The 19,215-nt window shown below is 71.1% G+C and carries 18 protein-coding genes; 11 read left to right on the forward strand and 7 right to left on the reverse strand.

Features of this window, described 5'->3' with window-relative positions; all coding sequences use genetic code 11:
• The first annotated feature begins 3 nt into the window (after nt 1-3).
• Nucleotides 4-1,605 carry a long-chain-fatty-acid--CoA ligase gene (locus ACFPL3_RS31135; RefSeq protein ID WP_379589839.1) on the forward strand — a complete coding sequence of 534 codons (1,602 nt, stop codon included), beginning with the start codon at nt 4-6 and terminating at the stop codon, nt 1,603-1,605.
• Nucleotides 1,602-2,354, forward strand: coding sequence for an enoyl-CoA hydratase-related protein (locus ACFPL3_RS31140; protein WP_343942103.1), 753 nt, complete (start codon nt 1,602-1,604; stop codon nt 2,352-2,354). Before ACFPL3_RS31135 ends, ACFPL3_RS31140 begins: the two co-directional genes overlap by 4 nt.
• 15 nt (nt 2,355-2,369) lie before the next feature.
• On the opposite strand, the gene ACFPL3_RS31145 is transcribed toward ACFPL3_RS31140, so the two are convergent.
• Together ACFPL3_RS31145 and ACFPL3_RS31150 are read right to left on the reverse strand one after the other, a co-directional pair.
• Complete coding sequence (locus ACFPL3_RS31145; protein WP_343942104.1) at nt 2,370-3,443, reverse strand: Glu/Leu/Phe/Val dehydrogenase dimerization domain-containing protein; 1,074 nt, start codon at nt 3,441-3,443, stop codon at nt 2,370-2,372.
• Between the two features lie 125 nt (nt 3,444-3,568).
• Nucleotides 3,569-4,030, reverse strand: coding sequence for an Lrp/AsnC family transcriptional regulator (locus ACFPL3_RS31150; RefSeq protein ID WP_343942105.1), 462 nt, complete (start codon nt 4,028-4,030; stop codon nt 3,569-3,571).
• Nucleotides 4,031-4,190: 160 nt separating this feature from the next.
• Between ACFPL3_RS31150 and ACFPL3_RS31155 the strand changes: the two genes are divergently transcribed.
• Genes ACFPL3_RS31155 through ACFPL3_RS31165 form a run of 3 tightly spaced genes read left to right on the forward strand, consistent with a single transcriptional unit; the run spans nt 4,191 to nt 7,609 of the window.
• Complete coding sequence (locus ACFPL3_RS31155; RefSeq protein WP_343942106.1) at nt 4,191-5,150, forward strand: zinc-binding alcohol dehydrogenase family protein; 960 nt, start codon at nt 4,191-4,193, stop codon at nt 5,148-5,150.
• Nucleotides 5,151-5,189: 39 nt separating this feature from the next.
• Nucleotides 5,190-6,407, forward strand: coding sequence for an FAD-dependent monooxygenase (locus ACFPL3_RS31160; protein ID WP_343942107.1), 1,218 nt, complete (start codon nt 5,190-5,192; stop codon nt 6,405-6,407).
• Nucleotides 6,408-6,412: 5 nt separating this feature from the next.
• On the forward strand, nt 6,413-7,609 hold the full coding sequence (locus ACFPL3_RS31165; RefSeq protein ID WP_343942130.1) for an FAD-dependent monooxygenase: 1,197 nt from the start codon (nt 6,413-6,415) through the stop codon (nt 7,607-7,609).
• Between the two features lie 115 nt (nt 7,610-7,724).
• On the opposite strand, the gene ACFPL3_RS31170 is transcribed toward ACFPL3_RS31165, so the two are convergent.
• From ACFPL3_RS31170 to ACFPL3_RS31185, 4 genes are all read right to left on the reverse strand, one after another.
• A complete protein-coding gene (locus ACFPL3_RS31170; protein WP_343942108.1) occupies nt 7,725-8,804 on the reverse strand; it encodes a hypothetical protein in 1,080 nt (359 codons plus the stop codon).
• A complete protein-coding gene (locus ACFPL3_RS31175) occupies nt 8,782-9,375 on the reverse strand; it encodes a carboxymuconolactone decarboxylase family protein (protein WP_343942109.1) in 594 nt (197 codons plus the stop codon). The genes ACFPL3_RS31170 and ACFPL3_RS31175 overlap by 23 nt, the downstream gene beginning before the upstream one ends.
• 188 nt (nt 9,376-9,563) lie before the next feature.
• Nucleotides 9,564-10,457 (reverse strand): LysR family transcriptional regulator, encoded by an 894-nt coding sequence (locus ACFPL3_RS31180; RefSeq protein WP_343942110.1) that lies wholly within the window; start codon nt 10,455-10,457, stop codon nt 9,564-9,566.
• Between the two features lie 80 nt (nt 10,458-10,537).
• The gene (locus ACFPL3_RS31185; RefSeq protein WP_343942111.1) at nt 10,538-11,503 is read right to left on the reverse strand and encodes a GlxA family transcriptional regulator; all 966 of its coding nucleotides are present in this window, start codon (nt 11,501-11,503) and stop codon (nt 10,538-10,540) included.
• Nucleotides 11,504-11,632: 129 nt separating this feature from the next.
• On the opposite strand from ACFPL3_RS31185, the gene ACFPL3_RS31190 reads away from it, so the two are divergent.
• Nucleotides 11,633-12,574 (forward strand): NADP-dependent oxidoreductase, encoded by a 942-nt coding sequence (locus ACFPL3_RS31190; RefSeq protein ID WP_343942131.1) that lies wholly within the window; start codon nt 11,633-11,635, stop codon nt 12,572-12,574.
• Between the two features lie 16 nt (nt 12,575-12,590).
• Here ACFPL3_RS31190 and ACFPL3_RS31195 read toward each other — a convergent pair whose 3' ends face one another.
• Nucleotides 12,591-13,853, reverse strand: coding sequence for an MFS transporter (locus tag ACFPL3_RS31195; protein WP_343942112.1), 1,263 nt, complete (start codon nt 13,851-13,853; stop codon nt 12,591-12,593).
• A gap of 278 nt (nt 13,854-14,131) precedes the next feature.
• Between ACFPL3_RS31195 and ACFPL3_RS31200 the strand changes: the two genes are divergently transcribed.
• From ACFPL3_RS31200 to ACFPL3_RS31220, 5 genes are all read left to right on the forward strand, one after another.
• On the forward strand, nt 14,132-14,860 hold the full coding sequence (locus ACFPL3_RS31200; protein WP_343942113.1) for a TetR/AcrR family transcriptional regulator: 729 nt from the start codon (nt 14,132-14,134) through the stop codon (nt 14,858-14,860).
• Between the two features lie 62 nt (nt 14,861-14,922).
• Nucleotides 14,923-16,617 (forward strand): (2,3-dihydroxybenzoyl)adenylate synthase, encoded by a 1,695-nt coding sequence (locus ACFPL3_RS31205; protein ID WP_343942114.1) that lies wholly within the window; start codon nt 14,923-14,925, stop codon nt 16,615-16,617.
• Nucleotides 16,614-18,245, forward strand: coding sequence for an FAD-dependent monooxygenase (locus ACFPL3_RS31210; protein ID WP_343942115.1), 1,632 nt, complete (start codon nt 16,614-16,616; stop codon nt 18,243-18,245). The genes ACFPL3_RS31205 and ACFPL3_RS31210 overlap by 4 nt, the downstream gene beginning before the upstream one ends.
• Complete coding sequence (locus ACFPL3_RS31215; protein ID WP_343942116.1) at nt 18,242-18,910, forward strand: VOC family protein; 669 nt, start codon at nt 18,242-18,244, stop codon at nt 18,908-18,910. The genes ACFPL3_RS31210 and ACFPL3_RS31215 overlap by 4 nt, the downstream gene beginning before the upstream one ends.
• A complete protein-coding gene (locus ACFPL3_RS31220) occupies nt 18,907-19,215 on the forward strand; it encodes a hypothetical protein (protein ID WP_343942117.1) in 309 nt (102 codons plus the stop codon). Before ACFPL3_RS31215 ends, ACFPL3_RS31220 begins: the two co-directional genes overlap by 4 nt.

The raw sequence follows: 19,215 nt of genomic DNA on the forward strand, positions 1-19,215 counted from the left end.
GACATGATAGAACAGGAGCCAAGCGTGTCGAACCTCGCTGAAAACCTCGTGGCGGCCGCACGTGAATACGGAAGCCGTCCGGCCGTGAAGCTCGACGAGTACGTCCTGTCCTACCGCCAGCTGCATCACCACGCCGCAGCTGTGGCCGGCGACCTGCGCGCCCGCGGCGTGCAGCCGGGCGATCGGGTGGGTCTCATGGTGCCGAACGTCCCTGCCTACGCAGTCCTGTTCTACGGCATTCTGCTGGCCGGTGCGGTTGCGGTGCCGATGAACCCGCTGCTCAAGTCGCGTGAGGTCGAGTACTACCTCGACGACTCGGGCATGACGCTGGTGTACGGGCTGGACGGTAGCGATGCGGTCGTGCCGGACCTGGCGGCGAAGGTCGGGATCCGGTCGGTCCTGGTACCTCCGACGGGTCCGGCCGACTTGTCCGGCGACCCGGTCCTCGAAGCCACCGATCGTGTCGACGACGACACCGCCGTGATCCTGTACACCTCCGGGACCACCGGGCGGCCCAAGGGGGCCGAACTCACCCACCGGAACATGTCGACCAACGCGGCGACGACGGTGGACACCCTGATCCAGCTGGGTCCGGACGATGTGATCCTGGGCTGCTTGCCGTTGTTCCACGTCTTCGGCCTCACGTGCGGGCTCAACGCAGCGGTGAAGGCAGCTGCACTGCTCACCCTCGTCCCCCGCTTCGAGGCCACCAGGGCACTGCAGGTCCTGGCCCGCGATCGGGTGACGGTTCTCGAGGGCGTGCCCACCATGTACGCCGCGATGTTGCACTCTGCCGATGCCGACGACACGGACACGTCCTCGCTCCGCACGTGCATCGCCGGCGGCGCCGCCATGCCCGTCGAGATCCTCCGGGCGTTCGAGAAGAAGTTCGCCTGCGAGATCTACGAGGGCTACGGGCTCTCGGAGACAGCGCCCATCGCCTGTTTCAACCAGCCCGGGCACGAACGCCGACCCGGCACGATCGGGATACCGGTACGCGGCTGCCGGTTGCGGCTCGTCGACGACGACGGTGCAGACATTCCCGACGGGGAGCGCGGCGAGATCGCCATCCAGGGCGAGAATCTCATGAAGGGATACTGGAACCGACCCGAGGCCACTGCCGAAGCCATCCCCGACGGATGGTTCCGCACCGGGGACATCGCCACTCGCGATCGCGACGGGTACTACACCATCGTGGACCGGAAGAAGGACCTGATCATCCGCGGTGGGTACAACGTCTACCCCCGCGAGGTGGAGGAGGTTCTCTACGAGCACCCCGCTGTCGCCGAGGCGGCGGTGGTCGGCATCACGCACGTGGACCTCGGGGAGGAGATCGGCGCGGCCGTGGCACTCAAACACGGAGCACGTGCGGAGACCGAGGAGCTGAAGGAGTTCGTTCGAGGTCGGCTCGCCGCCTACAAGTACCCGCGCGAGGTGTGGATCGTCGACTCCTTGCCGAAGGGGCCGACGGGCAAGATCCTCCGGCGAGAGGTCGAGCCGCCTGGCGTCACCACCGCCGCAGGCACCACGAACCGAGAGAATCGGCCTGTGGCGAGCGAGAACCGCGGAGCGGTCCGCCATGACGTCGGGGCGGGGAGGGCGTGATCCGCACGAGCGTGACGGGAGGCATCGCCCGGCTGGTCCTGGTCGACTCGGACCGCCACAACGCGATGTCGCGGTCGATGATGCGCGATGCCGCGGCGGCGCTGGACCGGTTCGCGGCCGACCCCGCCGTCCGGGTCGTCGTCGTGTCCGGCCACGGCGCCGACTTCAGCGCCGGTGCCGACCTGCGGGGGATCACCACCGGCCCCGAGCTGGAAGCCGCCGCTGCCGCTCTGTTCCGCGGCCTGGAGGCGTTCGACCGCCCTGTCGTCGCCGTCGTCCGTGGCTACTGCCTGGGCGCGGGCGTCGCGCTCGCGCTGCGCGCTGACGTGCGAATCGCCACGCCGACCAGCGTGTTCGGGGTCCCGGCGGCCCGCGTCGGCATCGGCTACCCGCTGGCCGAGGTCCGCGCGCTCGTCCGCGTCGTCGGTCCGGCAGCGGCAGCGGACCTGCTGATCACCGCCCGGCGCATCGACGGTGTGGAGGCCCACCGGATCGGATTGGTCACCCGTCTCGTCGAGGACCGGGACCTCGACGTCGCCGCCCTGTCCGTCGCCGAGTCCGTGGTGGCGAACGCGCCGCTGTCGGTTCGCGCGGCGAAGGCGGCGATCGCCGCTGTCGTCGACCCGGACCGGCCGGGGATGTGCGAGCGGGCTGAACAGCTGATCGCGACGTGCGCCGGCTCCCGGGATGCGCGCGAGGGTGCCGACGCCATCCTGCAGAAGCGCCCGCCGGAGTTCACCGGCTGCTGAGTGCGGGAAGCCGCGTCAGACCCGAGGCGGGCTCCCGCCCAACAGCGAGTGCACGATCCGGCGTGCCTCGTGCAGCGGTGTGGTGCCGGCAGCGGCCGCGGTGTCGAGGATCCCGGCCAGTCGTCGCCCGATGCCGCGTACCCGGGCGGAGGCGGCGTCGGCGCTCAAGCCCTCGCGCTCGCGAGCGACTGCGCCGATGATGCCGCCGGCGCTCACGACGACGTCGGGACACCAGATGATGCCGTGCTCGTGCAGGACGTCGGCGGTGCTGTCGTGGTCGAGTTGGTTGTTCGCCGCACCGACGATCGCCCGGGCACGGATATCGCCGACCAGCTGGGCGGTCAGGATCCCGCCCACCGCACACGGGACGAGGACGTCGACGTCGGCCACCAGCACCTCGTCAGGGGTCGCCCAGGTGGCCCCCCAGCTGTCGGCGAGCGCGCGCCTGGACTCGTCGACATCGGAGACGACCAGGCGTGCACCGCGGGTGGCGAGGTGCTCGGCGACCCGCGCCCCGACGTGTCCGAGTCCGTGCACGGCGAAGCGGAGATCGGACAGGGCCCGGCCGGGCCAGACGTGTGAGCACACGGCCTCGATCGATGTGGTGACACCGAGGGCGGTCGGCGCCGAGGAGTCCCCGCTCCCCCCGGCCGATTCGGGCCGGCACAGGACGTGCGCGGTGCGTTCGCCGATGCGGGTCATGTCCTGCGGGCCGGACCCGATGTCGGGCCCGGTGACGTAGCCGCCGCCGAAGCTCTCGACCACATCGCCGATGTCGGCGAGAAGATCTGCCCGGTCCGCGGCCGACCCCCGCTGTACGAAGTGCTCGTCGAGAGCCACGACGGTCTTGCCGCCCCCGTGCTGCATGCCCGCGAGCGCCGCCTTCTCGGTCATGGCCGCAGACAGCCGCACCGCGTCGCCGCAGCCGTCCTGCCAGGACCGGTAGCTCCTGATCCGGCACCCGCCCAACGCCGGTCCGAGACGGGTCGAGTGGATGCTGACGGTGATCATCTGGCCGCTGCGCTTCCCGCGCTCGGTGATGACGCGCTCGGGTGGAATCGTGGCGGCGTTCGGAGAGGGAGAGGGCATGTCCATCCGTCCTGTGTTCGGCAGATCGACGAAACTGAAGCATCGTCGTCCTGCCTGAAGGACGAACTCCGCACGACGTTCGGCAGTGGTGGGCCGCCCGGCGCGCTCGCCGAACGTGGTTCGGGTCAGTCCTCGATCACCGGTTCGACCGTCCAACGGTGGGTGTGGTCGTAGACGAGCGAGGTGCGGAAGCCGACGACCTCCTTGCGCTTGCTGAACCGGTCCATCAGGAGCGCGTGCATGTCCGCGACGGCCGGAACCGCGACGTGCACGAGGAAGTCGTCCCCACCGCCGATCACGAAGACCGACAGCACCTCGCGCTGCTGCAGCGCGAAGGCTTCGAAGGAGCGGATCACGTCCCGGCTGAGGGGCCGGACCTGGAACGCGATCAAGGCCTGGACGCCGCGTCCCACGCGATCGAGGTCGACCTGCGCGTGGTAGCCGGTGATGATGCCGCGCTCCTCGAGCGCACGGGTACGGACCGAGGAACTCGACGGCGCCAGGTCGACGCGCGCAGCCAGCTGTCGGTTCGTCAGTCTGGCGTTGGCCTGCAGCTCTCGGATGATCGCTCTGTCCCGCTCGTCCATGCGCTCAGTATCGAAGGAACCGGAGGGCTGCCGCCTTCACCGGTGACGCGCCCTCGCCCATGACCATCCGCTCCCGGGTGCTGCCCGTGGTCATCGTTGACACCTTAACGGTGTTCAGGCACGCTGGTCGCAGCGTTGAACTTAGTTAAGGAGACCCCTGATGCGCGCTGCGGTCGTCACCGCCCCCGATGCACCACCCGCCTGTGGCGAGTTCCCCGAGCCGACGGTCCCGCCCGATCACGAGCCGCTTCACCTCGTCGGAGCCGGCCTGCACAACATCGTTCGCGGGCTGGCCACCGGGCGGCACTACGGCCGAGGCGAGATGGCGTATCCGCTGGTGCCGGGCATCGATGCGGTCGCCCGCACCGGCGACGGGCGCCTGGTCTACACCGGCTACGCGCGTCCGCCCTTCGGCACGATGGCCGAGCGGCTCTTCGCTCCCTTCCAGGCGGAGGTTCCGGCAGGTGCGGATCCGCTCGCGATCGCCGCGGGGATGAACCCCGGCCTGTCGGGCTGGATGGTCCTCACCGCGCGGCGCAAGGAAGTGGGAGCGCTGGGCACCGTGCTGGTGCTGGGCGCCACGGGGATGTCGGGCAGCCTGGCGGTGCAGGGTGCGCTGGCGCTCGGGGCGGAGCGGGTCATCGCCGCCGGGCGCGATCCGGAGGCGCTGGAGCGCCTGCGCGGCGCGGGAGCGACGACCGTGTCGTTGGTCGATGACGGGACCCACGGCCTGGAGCAGGCCCTGGCCGACGCCGTGTCCGAGACGTCACCCGGTCTCGTGCTGGACTACCTGTGGGGGCCCGTCGCCGAGGCCGCCTTCGCCGCGCTGGGCCGCAGCGGTGAGGACACCGAGGCGAACACGGCCTACGTGCAGATCGGCTCGCTCGCGGGCCTCGAGGCATCCCTGCCCGCGGAGCTGCTGCGCAGCCGGCGGATCGGGATCACCGGGAGCGGCGCCGGATCGGTGTCCCACGAGGAGATGCTCGCCGAGGCGCCCGAGGTCATGGCCCGGTTCGCCGACGGATCCCTGCACCTGCCCTACACCGCGTTCCCGCTGAGCCGGATCGGTGAGGCGTGGGCGCACACCGGGCGCAGCCGCGTCGTCGTCGTGCCGGACTGAGCCGTCCACCCAGCAGTACGTGATCGGAGAGGGAGAGTCATGCAGAAGAGGGCACTGGTGGTGGGGCTCGGGATCGCGGGGATGTCCGCGGCGATCGGGCTGCGCCGGGCGGGGTGGACGCCCGTGATCGCTGAGCGGGCAGCCGAGCGTCGGACGGGGGGCTACTACATCTTCATGTTCCCGGAAGGCGTGCGAGCCGCGGGCGACCTGGGGGTCGCCGACCACCTGCACACCCGCAACCCGGTATGGAGACCGGGCGGGAACACGTGGTCGGTGGATCGTCGGGGCCGGCGGAGACCGGCCCTGGGACTGCTGGACGCGCCCAGCGGGCTGGCAGCGGTGCTGCGCGGCGACATCGAGGCCGCGCTGTGGCAGGGCATCACCGGTGACGGGATCGACGACGCGGTCGAGGTGCGGTTCGCGACCACCCCGGTCGAGATCACCGAGGGCGCCGGCGGGGTGCAGGTCCTGCTCGAGGACGCCGGCACCGGGAATCGGTACCGCGAGGACTTCGACCTCGTGGTCGGCGCGGACGGGATGCGCTCGAGCGTGCGCCGGATGGTGTTCGGTCCGGACGAGGACTACATGGCGAACTGGAAGTCGATGATCTGCGCGTTCCAGATGAAGGAGCAGGTGCCCTCCTACGAGGCGTGCGACAGCATCCTCGTCTCGCGCCCCAAACGGGCGATGTGGGTGTTCGGACTCGCCGACCACGCGCCCTGCGCGTGGCTGACCTTCCGCACCGAGGACATCCCGGACCGGTTCGCCGGGTCGTCGATCGAGCAGGTGCGCGCGGCCTTCTCCGGGATGGAGGACGACCCCGTGGTTTGCCACGTGCTGGCCTCCCTGGAGGAGGCCCCTGACCACGTGTTCGACTCGATACACCAGGTGAAGATGCCCCGGTGGAGCGCGGGGCGGGTCGTGCTGGTGGGGGACGCGGCCTGGTGCATGAACACCTTCTCGGCGATGGGCTCCTCATCCTCGCTGCGCGGCGGCGCCGCACTGGGCGTGGCGCTGCAGGAGCACCCCGACGACCTCGCCGCCGCTCTGGACGCCTATGAGACCGGTCTGCGCCCCTACATCACCAGGCAGCAGCGCTCCGCACGGATCAAACAACAGCGGTTCGTCCCGTCCAGCCGTCCGGTCGAGGTGCTGGGTTCGGTCGTCCTCGAACTGATCCGCAAGGTCGTTCACCGCCGGATGACAGTGGAGTACACCGCAGAGTCGACTTCGACCCTGTCCGGTACGGGGCGGTGACGACCATGCGGAGGAGGGCGCTGGTGGTCGGGCTCGGGATCGCGGGGATGTCCGCGGCGATCGGGCTGCGCCGGGCGGGATGGACGCCGGTGATCGTCGAACGGGCGCCGGAGCGCCGTACCGGAGGCTACTTCGTCGGGCTGTTCCCGGAGGGGCGGCAGGCCGCGGCCGACCTGGGGATCGCCGAGCACCTGCACACCCGCAACCCGGAACGCAACGCGGGCGCGAACTCGTGGTCGCTGGATCGCCGGGGCAGGCGCAGGCAGGCTCTGGGGTTCCTGGACCAGCCCGGCGGGCCGGCAGCGGTGCTGCGCGGCGACATCGAGGCCGCGTTGTGGCAGAGCACCACGGGCGTCGAGGTGCGGTTCGCGACCACCCCGGTCGAGATCACCGAGGGCGCGGACGATGTGCAGGTCCTGCTCGACGACACCGGCACCGGTGTGCGGTACCGGGAGAGCTTCGACCTGGTCGTCGGCGCCGACGGGATGCGCTCGACCGTGCGCCGGATCGTGTTCGGCCCGCACGAGGACCACCTGACCACGTGGAACGCGATGATCTGCGCCTTCCAGCTGAAGGAGCAGGTGCCCTCCTACGAGGCGAGCGACAGCATCATCATCGCGCGCGCCAAGCGGGCGGTGTGGGTGTTCGGGCTCGCCGATCACGCGCCCACCGCATTGCTGACCTACCGCACCAGGGACGTCCCGGAACAGTTCACCGGCTCGCGGATCGAGCGGCTGCGCGCCGTCTTCGCCGGGATCGACGACCCCGTGGTGCACCACGTCCTGGACTCCCTCGAAGAGACCCCTGACCACCTGTTCGACTCCGTGCACCAGGTGCGGATGCCGCGGTGGAGCACGCGGCGGGTCGTGCTGGTGGGAGATGCGGCGTGGTGCATGAACCTCTACTCGGGCATGGGCGCCACGTCCTCGCTGCGCGGCGGCGCCGCACTCGGTGCCGCCCTGGCGGAACACCGCGACGACCTCGGAGCCGCTCTGGACGCCTGGGAGGTCGGGCTGCGTCCGTTCATCACCAGGCACCAGCGCACCGCGCGGCTCAAGCAGCAGATGTTCGTCCCGTCCAGCCGTCGGGCTGAGGCGGTGCGCTCGGTCCTCGTCGGTCTGGGTCGCAGGATCCGCAGCCGCCAGCTGGCGACGGAGACGGGCGGACCGCAGGCCCCGGCGCTGTCCGGCACGTCGCAGTGACGACGATCTCCGCGCCCACCCGCCCGGACACGGCGCATTCGAACTGCGCCGCGCCGGGCGTGGCTACGCGATCGCCGCTCGGGCGCCGTTCTCCCGGATCACGATTCCGATCGGCTCAGAATTCGATCCGCACCACTGACGCGGGCTTGATGATCCCGGCTGGGTTCGGCGGGGTGTGCCCACCGTCCGTGCTGAAGTAGGCGACGCGGCCGTAGTCGCCGGGTGCGCGGCCCCAGGCGGCGCTCGACGGCCCGAGGAACCGGTGGTCGATCGGGTCCCCGACCACGACTGCGGCCTCCGCGGCCGGAGCCGCCGGGTCCAGCGGGACGCGGTGGAGGGTGTTGTCGATGTGGGTCGTGATGTACGCGACGCCGGCGTTCTCGTCGATGCAGAAGTCGTCGACCGCGTGGATGCCCTTGGCGACCACCTCCGGATCGCTCGCCGGCTCGTGCGTCACCGGATCGACCGCCACGCGCGCGAGGACCTGCTCCCACGAGCCCGTGTAGTACACGCGGTGGGACTTCTCGGCGGCCCGGACACCGTTGACGCCCGGGTAGGGGATGGAGAAGGTCTGGGTCAGGTGGACGGCCCGCTCCGGGTCCGTGCCCGGTGCCATGGACTCGTGGCGGAGCCAGACCTTGGCGGTCCCCGCGAGGCCGTCCTCGGTCAGGTCGACCCGCCAGATCAGGCCGGCCGCGCAGTCGGCGATCAGGATCACGCCAGGTGCCAGGAGGCAACTGCCGTTCAAGCCGGCTGCGTGGGATTCGAACGTCAGCACGCGCGTCCGGTTCACGGGCGCTCCGGGAACCCAGCCGCGCAGGTCGAAACGGTCCAGGGCGGCCGGGGCCATGGAGGAGACGTAGAACACGTCGGGCTCGGCCTCGACAATGCTCATCGGCAAGCCCTCCATCCGATCGACCATGACGGGACCGATGGTGGCGTCGTCGGCGGGGGCGGGCACCCACCACAGTTCCCTGCGATTGAGGGCGGTGACGAGCATCGAACCGTCGACCCGGACGACGATGTTCTCAAGGAAATAGTGCTCCGGCAGCGTGGCGACTGTCGTCAGCTTCGGCTGGTCATTGATTACTGTCAACTCTGATCTCCTCAGATGGTGGGACCATGGACGCCACGGGGATGAAATCCCCGCGATGATTGTCGCCGCGGGCGGTTTACTCGGGGGCGGGTACCGCAAACATGGTCAGCAAGGTGCACACCGCTTGGTACTGACCCATGACCGCACCGATGTCGTACAGGCCACGCTTGCCGAACGCCTGCTCGGCCACGCGGAAAAGGTCGTCGTCAAGACGATGTTCGATCAACAGTTGCCGTGCGACGCGCACCGCGATCTTCTCGTGTTCGCCCAGTTGGTCCGGCACAGCGCCCTCACTCAGCGCCGTGACGACCTCCGGCGGGAGGCCGATCCGGCGGGCCAGGATCTTGTGGGCGTACAGCTCGTAGTCGGCGCCCCACACGGCGCCGACGGCGACGATCACAACCTCGCGCACCGTGTCCGACAGTGAGGTGTGGCTCGCCTCCGCGGCAGCGAAGCCGAGGAATCGCAACGCGACCTCCGGCTGCAGCAGAAATGTGTTGAACGGGCCGATGAGCTGCCCGTCATCGGCTCTGATCTGGAACCCGTTCTCGTTCGCCCACGGCAACTGGTTCGCCATCACCGAGTCGACGAGTTCTTGTTGTGCGGATGTCAATGTTGCCGGGTCGGTCAGCGGGAGGCGCCCGCCGAGTGCGTCTCTCTGGATCGCCATTGAGATGGCTCCTGCCCATCTGTGCGTTCTCTCGGACACGGGTTGTCCGACTGCGCGACTCAAGCGCTGACAGGGCCGATGTCGTTCGCAGGTCGTTCCGTGCTTGTTTCCAGGTTGACCGACCTGCGTCGTCCTGTCCAACGCCGTTTATCGATAACTCGGATCTATGCCGGTGATGAGTGACGGCCTCAGTTGTTCGTGGCCAGATGTTGCTCGACCATGTGCTCGAATGCCCGGGCGGCAGCTCCCGGCGTGCGTCCGACAGGCGTCGCCAATGAGATGGGCCAGTCGAGGTCGGCACCGGTGACGCGCAGCACGGCGAGATCGTCGTCGGGAATCAGGACGGCGCGCGGGAGGAGAGCGATGCCGAGGCGGTGGCGGATGAAATTCGTGCCGGCGGTGATGTCGGTGATCTCGATCGAGACGTGGCGGGCGAGTCCGGCAGCGCTGAATGCCCGATCGGTCACAGCGCGGTTGCCGTAGCCCAGCGGGAAATCGATGAACGACTCATCGGCAAGGTCGAAGATCGTCAACTCGTCCCGGTCTGCGAGTCGATGGCCTCGCGGAACGACGAGATCCAACGGATTGGCGGTGAGATCCCGAATGTGCACGCCTGCCGGCCGATGGCCAGGAATGGAGACGAACGACAGGTCGAGCCGACCCTCGGCCAGCGCCGCGACGAGTCCTGGCGAGCCGTTGCCGACGATCGCGAGCTGAACGGACACAGCGGGGTGCTCACGGTGGAACTCACCCAGCAGGCCGGGAAGGTCGATCAACCCGAGCGAACTCATCGTTCCGATGCGCAGCGTGCCGCGGATGCCGCCGCTCACCTCGTGCACCGCTTCGCGAGCGTCGCGTGCCGCCTCCAGCGTCGCCCGTGCTTTCGGCAGCAGTTGCCGCCCGGCATCGGTGAGACCGATGTGGCGGGTGGTGCGCAGCAACAGCCGAGCTTCCAGTTCCCGCTCCAGCGACGCGATCGTCGATGACACCGCGGACTGGACGATGTGCAGGCGGGCCGCGGCACGCGTGAAGCTGGATTCCTCCACCACGGCGACGAAGCACTCCAGCTGACGCAACTCCATGCGCCGATCATCGCAAGTTCGGACTGCGGGCCCACCGGTCTTCTGGAGTCCGACGGTGACGCGTGGCGGGTGGCGGCCCCTCAGGTGTGCGCGGCGCGGAACGTGCGGCGGTAGGCCAGCGGGGACACCCCGATCGCCGCGTGGAGGTGTTGGCGCAGGGACGTGCCGGTACCGAAGCCGACCTGGAAGGCGATCTCGTCGACCGGGAGGTCGGTGGATTCGAGGAGGTGGCGGGCGCGGGTGAGGCGTTGCTGGGTGATCCACCGCCCGGGGCTGGTGCCGACCTCGTCGGTGAAGCGGCGGGCGAAGGTGCGTGGGCTCATCCGCGCGTGTGCGGCGAGGTCGGCGAGGGCGAGGGGTTCGTGCAGGTGCGCGAGCGCCCATTGCCGGGTGGCGGCGGTGCCGTCCTGCGGGGTGCGGGGGACCGGCGCTTCGATGTACTGCGCCTGCCCGCCCTCGCGCCAGGGTGGCACCACGCAGCGGCGGGCGGCCCGGTTGGCGATCTCGCTGCCGTGGTCGGTGCGTAGCAGGTGCAGGAACAGGTCGACGCCGGAGGCGGCGCCTGCGGAGGTCAGGACGTCGCCGTCGTCGACGAACAGCACGTCGGGGTTCAGGTCGACCTTCGGGAAGAGCCGGCGGAACGGCTCGGCGGCCTGCCAGTGGGTGGTGGCCGGGCGCCCGTCGAGCAGGCCGGCGGCGGCGAGCACGAAGGCCCCGGTGCAGATGGACACGAGCCGGGTGCCGGGCCGGATCCGGCGGAAGGCCGCCGCGATCGGTTCCGGTAGCTCCCGCACGACTGCCTCGGGGTCCTCCGGGGACGGGGCGAACGGCGCGACCACCACGGTGTCGGCGGTGGACAGCAGCTCGGGACCGTGTTCGACGGCGACGGCGAAGTCGCTGCTCGTGCGCACCGGGCGGCCGTCGACGCTGCAGGTCAGCACCTCGTAGAGGCCTTCGGTGGCGCCGAGGATGCGGCTGGGCATGCCGAGCTCGAACGGGTACACACCGTCGATGGCGAGGACGGCGACCCGGTGCGTTCGCGGCACGGCGTGGCTCCTCGGAACCGGGATCACCGGCGGTTGGCAGGATCCCATCGAATAGTGGCAATCATGCCATGGCCGACCCGGCTGTGCCCTCCGAGACTGGCGTTCATGAGCGGAAGCGAGAGCGGCACCATGCGCGCCGTCAGCCAGGACGTGTTCGGCGGCCCGGACGTGCTCCACGTGGTCACGCGGCCCCGGCCCGTGGCGGGGGCCGGGGAGATCGTCGTCCGCGTGCGCGCGGCGGGCGTGAACCCGACCGACTGGAAGCACCGCGCGGGCCTGCCGTGGCTGGCCGAGCCGGTGCCGGTCCTCGGGTGGGACGTGGCCGGGGTCGTCGCGGAGGTCGGCAGCGGGGTCACCCTGTACGAGCCCGGTGACGCGGTGTTCGGCATGCTGCCCTACCCGCGGGGGGCGGGCGCCTACGCCGAGTACGCCGTGGCGCCGACGCGGTCGTTCGCCCGCACACCGGCGAACCTCGACCACGTGCAGGCCGCGGCGTTGCCCCTCGCCGCGCTGACGGCGCACCAGGCGCTGGTCGACACCGCGGACCTGCGGCCGGGGCAGCGGGTGCTGATCCACGCCGCGGCGGGTGGGGTGGGCCACCTGGCCGTGCAGATCGCGAAGGCCCGCGGTGCGCACGTCATCGGCACGGCGAGCGCGGCCAAGCACGACTTCCTGCGCGAGCTCGGCGCCGACGAGCTGATCGACTACCGGGCCACCGACTTCGTCGAGGCGCTCGACGACGTCGACGTGGTGCTGGACACCCTCGCCGGCGAGACGCGAACCCGTTCGCTGGGGGTCCTGCGGCCGGGTGGCCTGCTCGTCTCGCTCGTGGCCGGTGACCCCGAGGCCGACGCGGCCGACGCGAAGCGGGCCGCCGAGCTCGGTGTGCGGCTGAAGGGGCTGATGGTCGAGGCCGACCACGCGGGCATGCGCGCCGTCGCCGGGCTCGTCGAGCGGGGCGCGTTGCGCGTCCACCGCGATGCGACGTTCCCGCTCGCCGAGGCCGCCGCCGCGCACGCCCACGGCGAGACCGGACGCACCACCGGGAAGATCGTTCTCGTCGTCGGGTGACGGGCGTCCGCCGTCGTCATGCGGCCACGCCTTCCGCGGCCACCGGACTCCCGGTCGCCGCGTCCGCCGGCGCGCCGCCGGAGCGCGGAACGGCGGCGCACGCGACCGCCCCGATCAGGGCGACGAGCGCGAACACCCCGACGTTGGTGCTGAGCCCCGCCCCCGCCGCGACGAGCGCGCCCCCGAGAACGGGCCCGGTGACCGCACCCAGCCGGCCCACGCCGGTGCTCACCCCGAGCGCGGTGGCGCGCTGCCCGGCGCTGTAGTGGGTGGCGACGTACCCGTAGATCACGACCTGGTTGCCGGTCGTGGCCGCACCGGCCACGAAGACGAGGACGAACACCACAGGGGTGGGCAGGGGCACGGCGATCAACCCGAGGGAGAACACCGCGGCGATGAACAGGGTGGTGGCGATCCACCGGCTGCCCCAGCGGTCGGCGAGCGCGGAACCCGCCAGGCCGCCGACCACGGCGCCGAGGTTGAGCACGAGGAGGAATGCCAGGGCCGAACCGAGCTGGTAGCCCGCCCCGCGCATCAGCTGCGGGAGCCAGGTGTTCAGCCCGAAGACCAGCAGGAAGCTGCAGAAGTTGGTGAGGACGAACAGCGTCAGCGCCAGGAGCATCCTGCGTGTGAGCAACGTGCGCAGACCGCTCTGCCGCGGGGTCCTCGGGACACCGCGGGCGCGCCGCACGAAGTTGGGTGACTCGGGGAGCAGCCACAGGCTGAGCGGCACGAGCGTCACCAGCGGCAATGCACCGAAGGCGAAGAGGGCGCGGAAGCCGAGCGGCTCGAGGAACACCAGCGCCGTCACCGCGGCGAGCACCCCGCCCACGGGGAACCCGCACAGCATGAGGGCGTTGACGAAGTGCCGTCGCGCCGCCGGTGCGACCTCGATGACCAGGGCGACGGCGGTGGGCGGGATGCCGCCGAAGCCGAGCCCGGCGAGGAACCGGAACGACCCGAGCCACCACGGGGTGGGGGCGAACGCCGACAGGAGCATCATCACGGAGAACCAGGCGAGCGAGGCGATGAAGAGCCGCCGCCTGCCGAGCAGGTCCGTGAGGGGCCCGGTCAGGACTGCGCCGATGATGGCGCCCACGAGGGCGTAGCTGCCGATGGCGCCCGCCTGGGTGGGTGTCAGGTTCCAGGCCTGGTGCTCGAGCAGCTTCGGCACCGCTGATCCGTAGACGATCAGGTCGTAGCCGTCGAACACGATCGCGGCGAACCCGAGCGCCACCGCGGCTGCTGTCGAACGGCGTTGGACGGACGGCGTCGTCATCCCGGACCTCCTGGGTCGGCCCGCACGCGCTGCGGGGGTGCCCAGACGCTAGAAGCATCGCGACATGAGTGTCAATATCTCGACATTACTGAAATCAGATGCGTCGATTTGTTGACAGCACTGTCACGCGGCCATACCGTCGGATCCGACCCGAGGGGTGCGTGGAGAGGACGATGCGGATGACAACCAGGCCGAGCGCTTCCCTGGGCGCCGCCCACGTGGTCGCCGTAGGGCAAGATGGCCCGGACGGCGCACTGGGCGACTCGACTGGGGCAGCGATGGCACGGCAGCACAGCCGCCGCCGGCTCGTGTCCAGCGAACTGCTCGAGCACTCGGCACGGCTGTTCGCCACGCAGGGCTACGCCAACACCTCGTTCCAGGACATCGCCGACGCGATGGGCATCAGCCGTCCGGCGCTGTACCACTACGTGAGCAACAAGGAGGAGATCCTCGCCGCGCTCGTGCGGGATGTCCTCGAACGCGTCGTCGAGATCCTCGAGCAGGCCAGGGGCCGGGAGGACCTCGACGAGGACCAGCGGGTGGAGCAGGCGCTGCGCCGCATCGCGGTCAACAACGCGCGCAACACGACCCGGTTCCGGCTGCTGGACCGCAGCGAGCCCGACCTCCCGGCGGAGATCGCCGAGATGCACCGGGCGGCCCGCCGACGGGTCCTGGAGCTGTTCACCGGACTGATCGAGGACGCCGTCCAGGCCGGCCGGTTCCGCCCGCTGCCCGCCCGCACCGTCGCCCTGGGCATGCTCGGGATGGTCAACTGGGTCGCCTGGTGGTACCGCGCAGACCACGACGGCGACGCCGAGGCGATGGCCGACGTCCTGGTCGACCTCGCGATGTCCGGCGTCCGCCGCGACGACGAGCGCCAGGTCCAGCCGGGCCCGTGGGCCGCGCTCGCGCTGCTGAAGGAAGACCTCAACCACCTCGAAGGCGCTCTGTCTGCCGCGCTGACCTCCGGGTCGTCGCCGTCCGCGGACCCGGGTTCGCGGAGCTAGTCCCTCCTCCCTCCCTTCTCCTCTGCTTCGCCGGCATCCGGCCATACCTGAGGGTGACAACGATGTCGAAAAACCAACACGAGACGTCCTTCCCGGCCGCGCGCGTCGAGCGGTACCGGCGCGAGGGCCTGTGGGCCGGAGAGACGCTCGCCGACGCGCTGCGCCGGACGGCACGCGCCCACCCGGACACCACCGCGCTGATCACGGTGGAGGGCCGGCTGACCCACCGCGAGCTCGACGAGCTCACCGAGGACTTCGGCGCCGGGATGCTGGCCGCGACCCCGCTGCATCCCGGGGATCGCGTGATGTTCCAGCTCGGGAACGTGCTCGAGACGATCGTCGCCTACTACGGCTGCATCAAGGCGGGCATCATCCCGGTCTGCACCCTTCCCCAGCACGGGGAACGCGAGATCGGCCTGCTCGCCGAGCACACCGGCGCCCGCGCCCACGTCGTGCAGGCCGACTTCCGCAGCCGCGACCTGGTCGAGTCCGGCATCCGGCTCCAGCGCGAGGTCGGCGTGCTCGACACGCTGATCGTCGCCCGCGGCCCGCTACCGGCCGCGGCCGGCTCCGCGCACGCCTACGATGCGATCCTGGAGGCCGGGCGCAGCCCCGAAGCCCGCACGGCCCTCGCCGGGGTCCGGGTCGACCCGGGCGGCCTGGTCGTCCTCCAGCTCTCCGGGGGCACCACCGGGCTGCCGAAGGTCGCTCCCCGCAGGCACGAGGAGTACGTCTACAACTCACGCGTCTGGGCCGAGGCGCTCGAGCTGACCCCGCGCTCCGTCGTCCTGCACGCGCTCCCGATCATGCACAACGCCGGCACTGCGGCCGCGCTGCAACCCGCGCACCTGGCCGGCGGCACCTGCGTCGTGGCGCCGGGAGCCGACGCGGGCGCCGTGCTCGAGCTCGTCGCGACCGAGCGCGTCACCGTGCTGCCGGTCGTCCCGCCCGCCGTGGCGATCCGCCTCCTCGAGCACGAGCGCGCCCGCGCCCGCGCCACGGACCTGACCAGCATCGAGCGCTTCGTCCTCGGCGGGCAGCGCCCCAGCGTCGAGCTGATCGAACGCCTGGAGCGCGAGCTCGGCATCCGCGCCCAGCAGATGTTCGGAATGGCCGAGGGCATGTTCCTCCACACACCGCCCGACGCCCCCGAGTGGGCCCGGCTGCACACCGTCGGCACGCCGATCTCCCCGGCCGACGAGGTCCGCGTGCTCGACGTCGCCGGCGAGGACGAGGTGCCCGAGGGAACGCTCGGCGAGCTCGCCTGCCGCGGCCCGTACACGATCACCGGCTACCACCGCGCCCCGCGGCACAACGCGGACGTGTTCACCTCCGACGGCTTCTACCGCACCGGCGACCTGGCCACCCGCCACGTCCTCGACGGCCGTCCGTACTACTCCATCGACGGGCGCATCAAGGACGTCATCAACCGGGGCGCCGAGAAGATCCACGCGGAGGAGCTCGAGGAGCTGCTCGTGCGGCATCCCGACGTCCGCAACGCGGCCGTGGTGGCCATGCCCGACCCCGTGCTCGGGGAGCGGATCTGCGCCTACCTGGTCGTCGCGGACGGGGCGGAGCACCCCACCGTGGCCTCCCTGGCGGCGTTCCTCCTCGGTGAGGGCCTCGCGAAGTTCAAGTTGCCCGAGCGGGTCGAGATCGTCGAGGCGTTCCCGCTGACCAACGTCGGCAAGGTCTCGAAGAAGGACCTGCGCGCGGACATCGAGCAGAAGATCGAGAAGGAGAGCGTTCCCGCATGAGGCTCCAGAGCGTCGCCGTGCTCGGAGGTGGTCCCGGCGGCCTGTACGCCGCACGCCTGCTCAAGCTGGCGCACCCCGACGCCACCGTCCGGGTCTACGAGCAGGGCGTACCGGAGAAGACCTTCGGCTTCGGCGTTGCGGTGGCCGGGCGGACCCAGCGGAACCTGGAGGAGGCCGACGCGGCCAGCCAGGCGGACATCATCGCCGCGGGCCGCCCCCACGACATGCGCATGCTCGTCGGCGGCCAGGTCGCGCGGGTGCACAACGGTCCGCTGATCGGCATCGCCCGCACCGAACTGCTCGCGGTGCTCACCCGCCACGCCCGGGCGGCCGGGGTCGAGCTCCACCACGGGCGCCGCTACCGCCTCGACGAGGTCGACGACGCCGACCTGGTCGTGGTCGCCGACGGGGTCAACAGCCGGACCCGCACCGAGCACGCCGCAGACTTCGGTGCGCACGTCGACGTCGCCGACGGGCTCTACCTCTGGGCCGGCGCCGACTTCGCCCTCGACACCGCCATCTTCGCGCCGGTGACCACCGCCCACGGCACCTTCGTCACCCACGCCTACCCCTACGCGTCCGACCGCAGCACCTTCCTCATCGAGACCGACGAGGCGACGTGGCGGGCCGCCGGGTTCGACGTCACGACCGAGGCCACCGGGCCGGACGTCTCGGACACCACGGCGTTGGCCTACCTGGAGAAGGCCTTCACCGAGCACCTCGACGGCCACCGGCTCATCGGGAACAGGACGCGCTGGCTGCGGTTCCGCACCGTGCACTGCGAGCGGTGGACCCGCGGGAACGCGGTGCTGCTCGGCGACGCCGCCCACACCGCGCACTATTCGGTCGGCTCCGGCACGAAGCTGGCGATGGAGGACGCCATCGCCCTGCGCGACGCCATCGCCGAGGCCTCCGACCTGCCCACCGCGCTGGCCCGCTACGAGCACGAGCGCCGACCCCAGGTCCAGCGGATCCAGGAGCTCGCCCGCCGCAGCATGCTGTGGTGGGACTCCTTCCCCCGCCGCACCCACCTGCCGGTCGACCAGCTGATGGTCGCCTACATGACCCGCACCGGGAACGTCGGCCTGCAACGCTTCGCCGCCACCAACCCCGACATCGTCCGGCGCGGCCTCGCCCAGTTCGCCGACGCCGACCCCGCGCACGTCCCGGTCGAGGGTGTCGTGGACTGGGTGCTGGGCCGACCGCTCACGCACGGCGACCGCCGCTGGACCGGCAGGGTCCTGCCCGCGGGCGACCGCGACCGCCTCACCGCCGCGCTTCCGGAGGACCCCGCACCCCCGCCGCCCGGCGCCGACCTCGCCCGCGTCGTCGTCACCCTCGACGACCCCTGGGACGCGGCCGCCGACGCCCTGGTCAAGAAGCTGCACGACCTCACCCTCGGCGGCTGGGCCGGCTTCTGGCTCACCGGGAGCGCGGACCGGCACCACCTGCTGACCCGCCTCGACCTCGGTGAGCGGCTCCGCGCCGAGACCGCCGGACTCGTGGTCGTCGACGGGCCGAGCAGCTCCCTCGACGACCTCGCCGCCGGCCTCGCCGCCGCCCGCACCGACCTGGTGTGCCCCATCTCCACAGCCGACCGACGAACCCACGAGGAGGTTCTACGATGACCGACGCCAGCATCCAGACGGAGCACCGGGTGAAGGGCGTGGACCACGCCGCCTTCCCCACCTTCGACCCGGCCGCCACCGTGCGGTTCTACCGCGACACCCTGAAGTTCCCCGTCGTGCACTCGATCTGCGCGGCGGGCTGGGGGCCCGACGACCACCCCGACTTCATCCACTTCTTCTTCGACATCGGCAGCGGCGACCGCATCGCGTTCTTCTACTACTTCGGACACGAGCCCGTCGGCAACCCGGACGCCCGCGGGGACGCCTGGGCGCGGCTGCCCGAGGGCACCCCGGAGTTCTTCGCGAACTCCCGCCACCTCGCGATCCACGTCGACTCCGAGGAGGACCTCCTCGAGTACCGGCGCCGCCTCGACGAGAGCCGGTGGCCCTGCGAGATGCAGGTCATGCACGAGACCATCGAGTCGATCTACACCCACGACCCGAACGGGTACATGATCGAGATCACCCGGGCGCTGCGTCCGGTGACGCCGCAGGAGGACCTCGACGCCGAACTGACCATCGACGCCCTCTGCGACGTCGCGGCCGGGCCCGAGCCGTCGCTCGACAAGCTGCTCACCCGCAAGGCCGAACTGATCGTCGAGCGCGCCGCGCGCTGGGAGGCCGGGCGGCCGGTCCCCACGCCCACCGAGGCGGTGACCGAGTGACCGCGATCTTCGTCCTCGACGTCCCGGAGAACCGGGGCGTGGTCCGGGTGGCCGAGGAGGACGTCCTGTTGCAGGTCGAGAAGGTCGGACCCTACTTCCGGATCGCCCTCGACGGGGACGACGGCCCGCCAGCCGACCCCGGCGACGACGTCGGCCCGGGCCACACCAGCACCGAGCACCACATCGTCATCGACCGCCGCTCGACCGGCTGCCGCCACGCGGTCTGGTACTCCGCTCTGGCAGGTCTGCAGGACGCGCGCGTGGTCCAGCACGACAAGAACGCGTTGCGCGTCGCCGGGCGCTGA

Origin of the sequence: Pseudonocardia zijingensis, assembly GCF_042657305.1 — a bacterium.
Lineage (GTDB): Bacteria > Actinomycetota > Actinomycetes > Mycobacteriales > Pseudonocardiaceae > Pseudonocardia > Pseudonocardia zijingensis.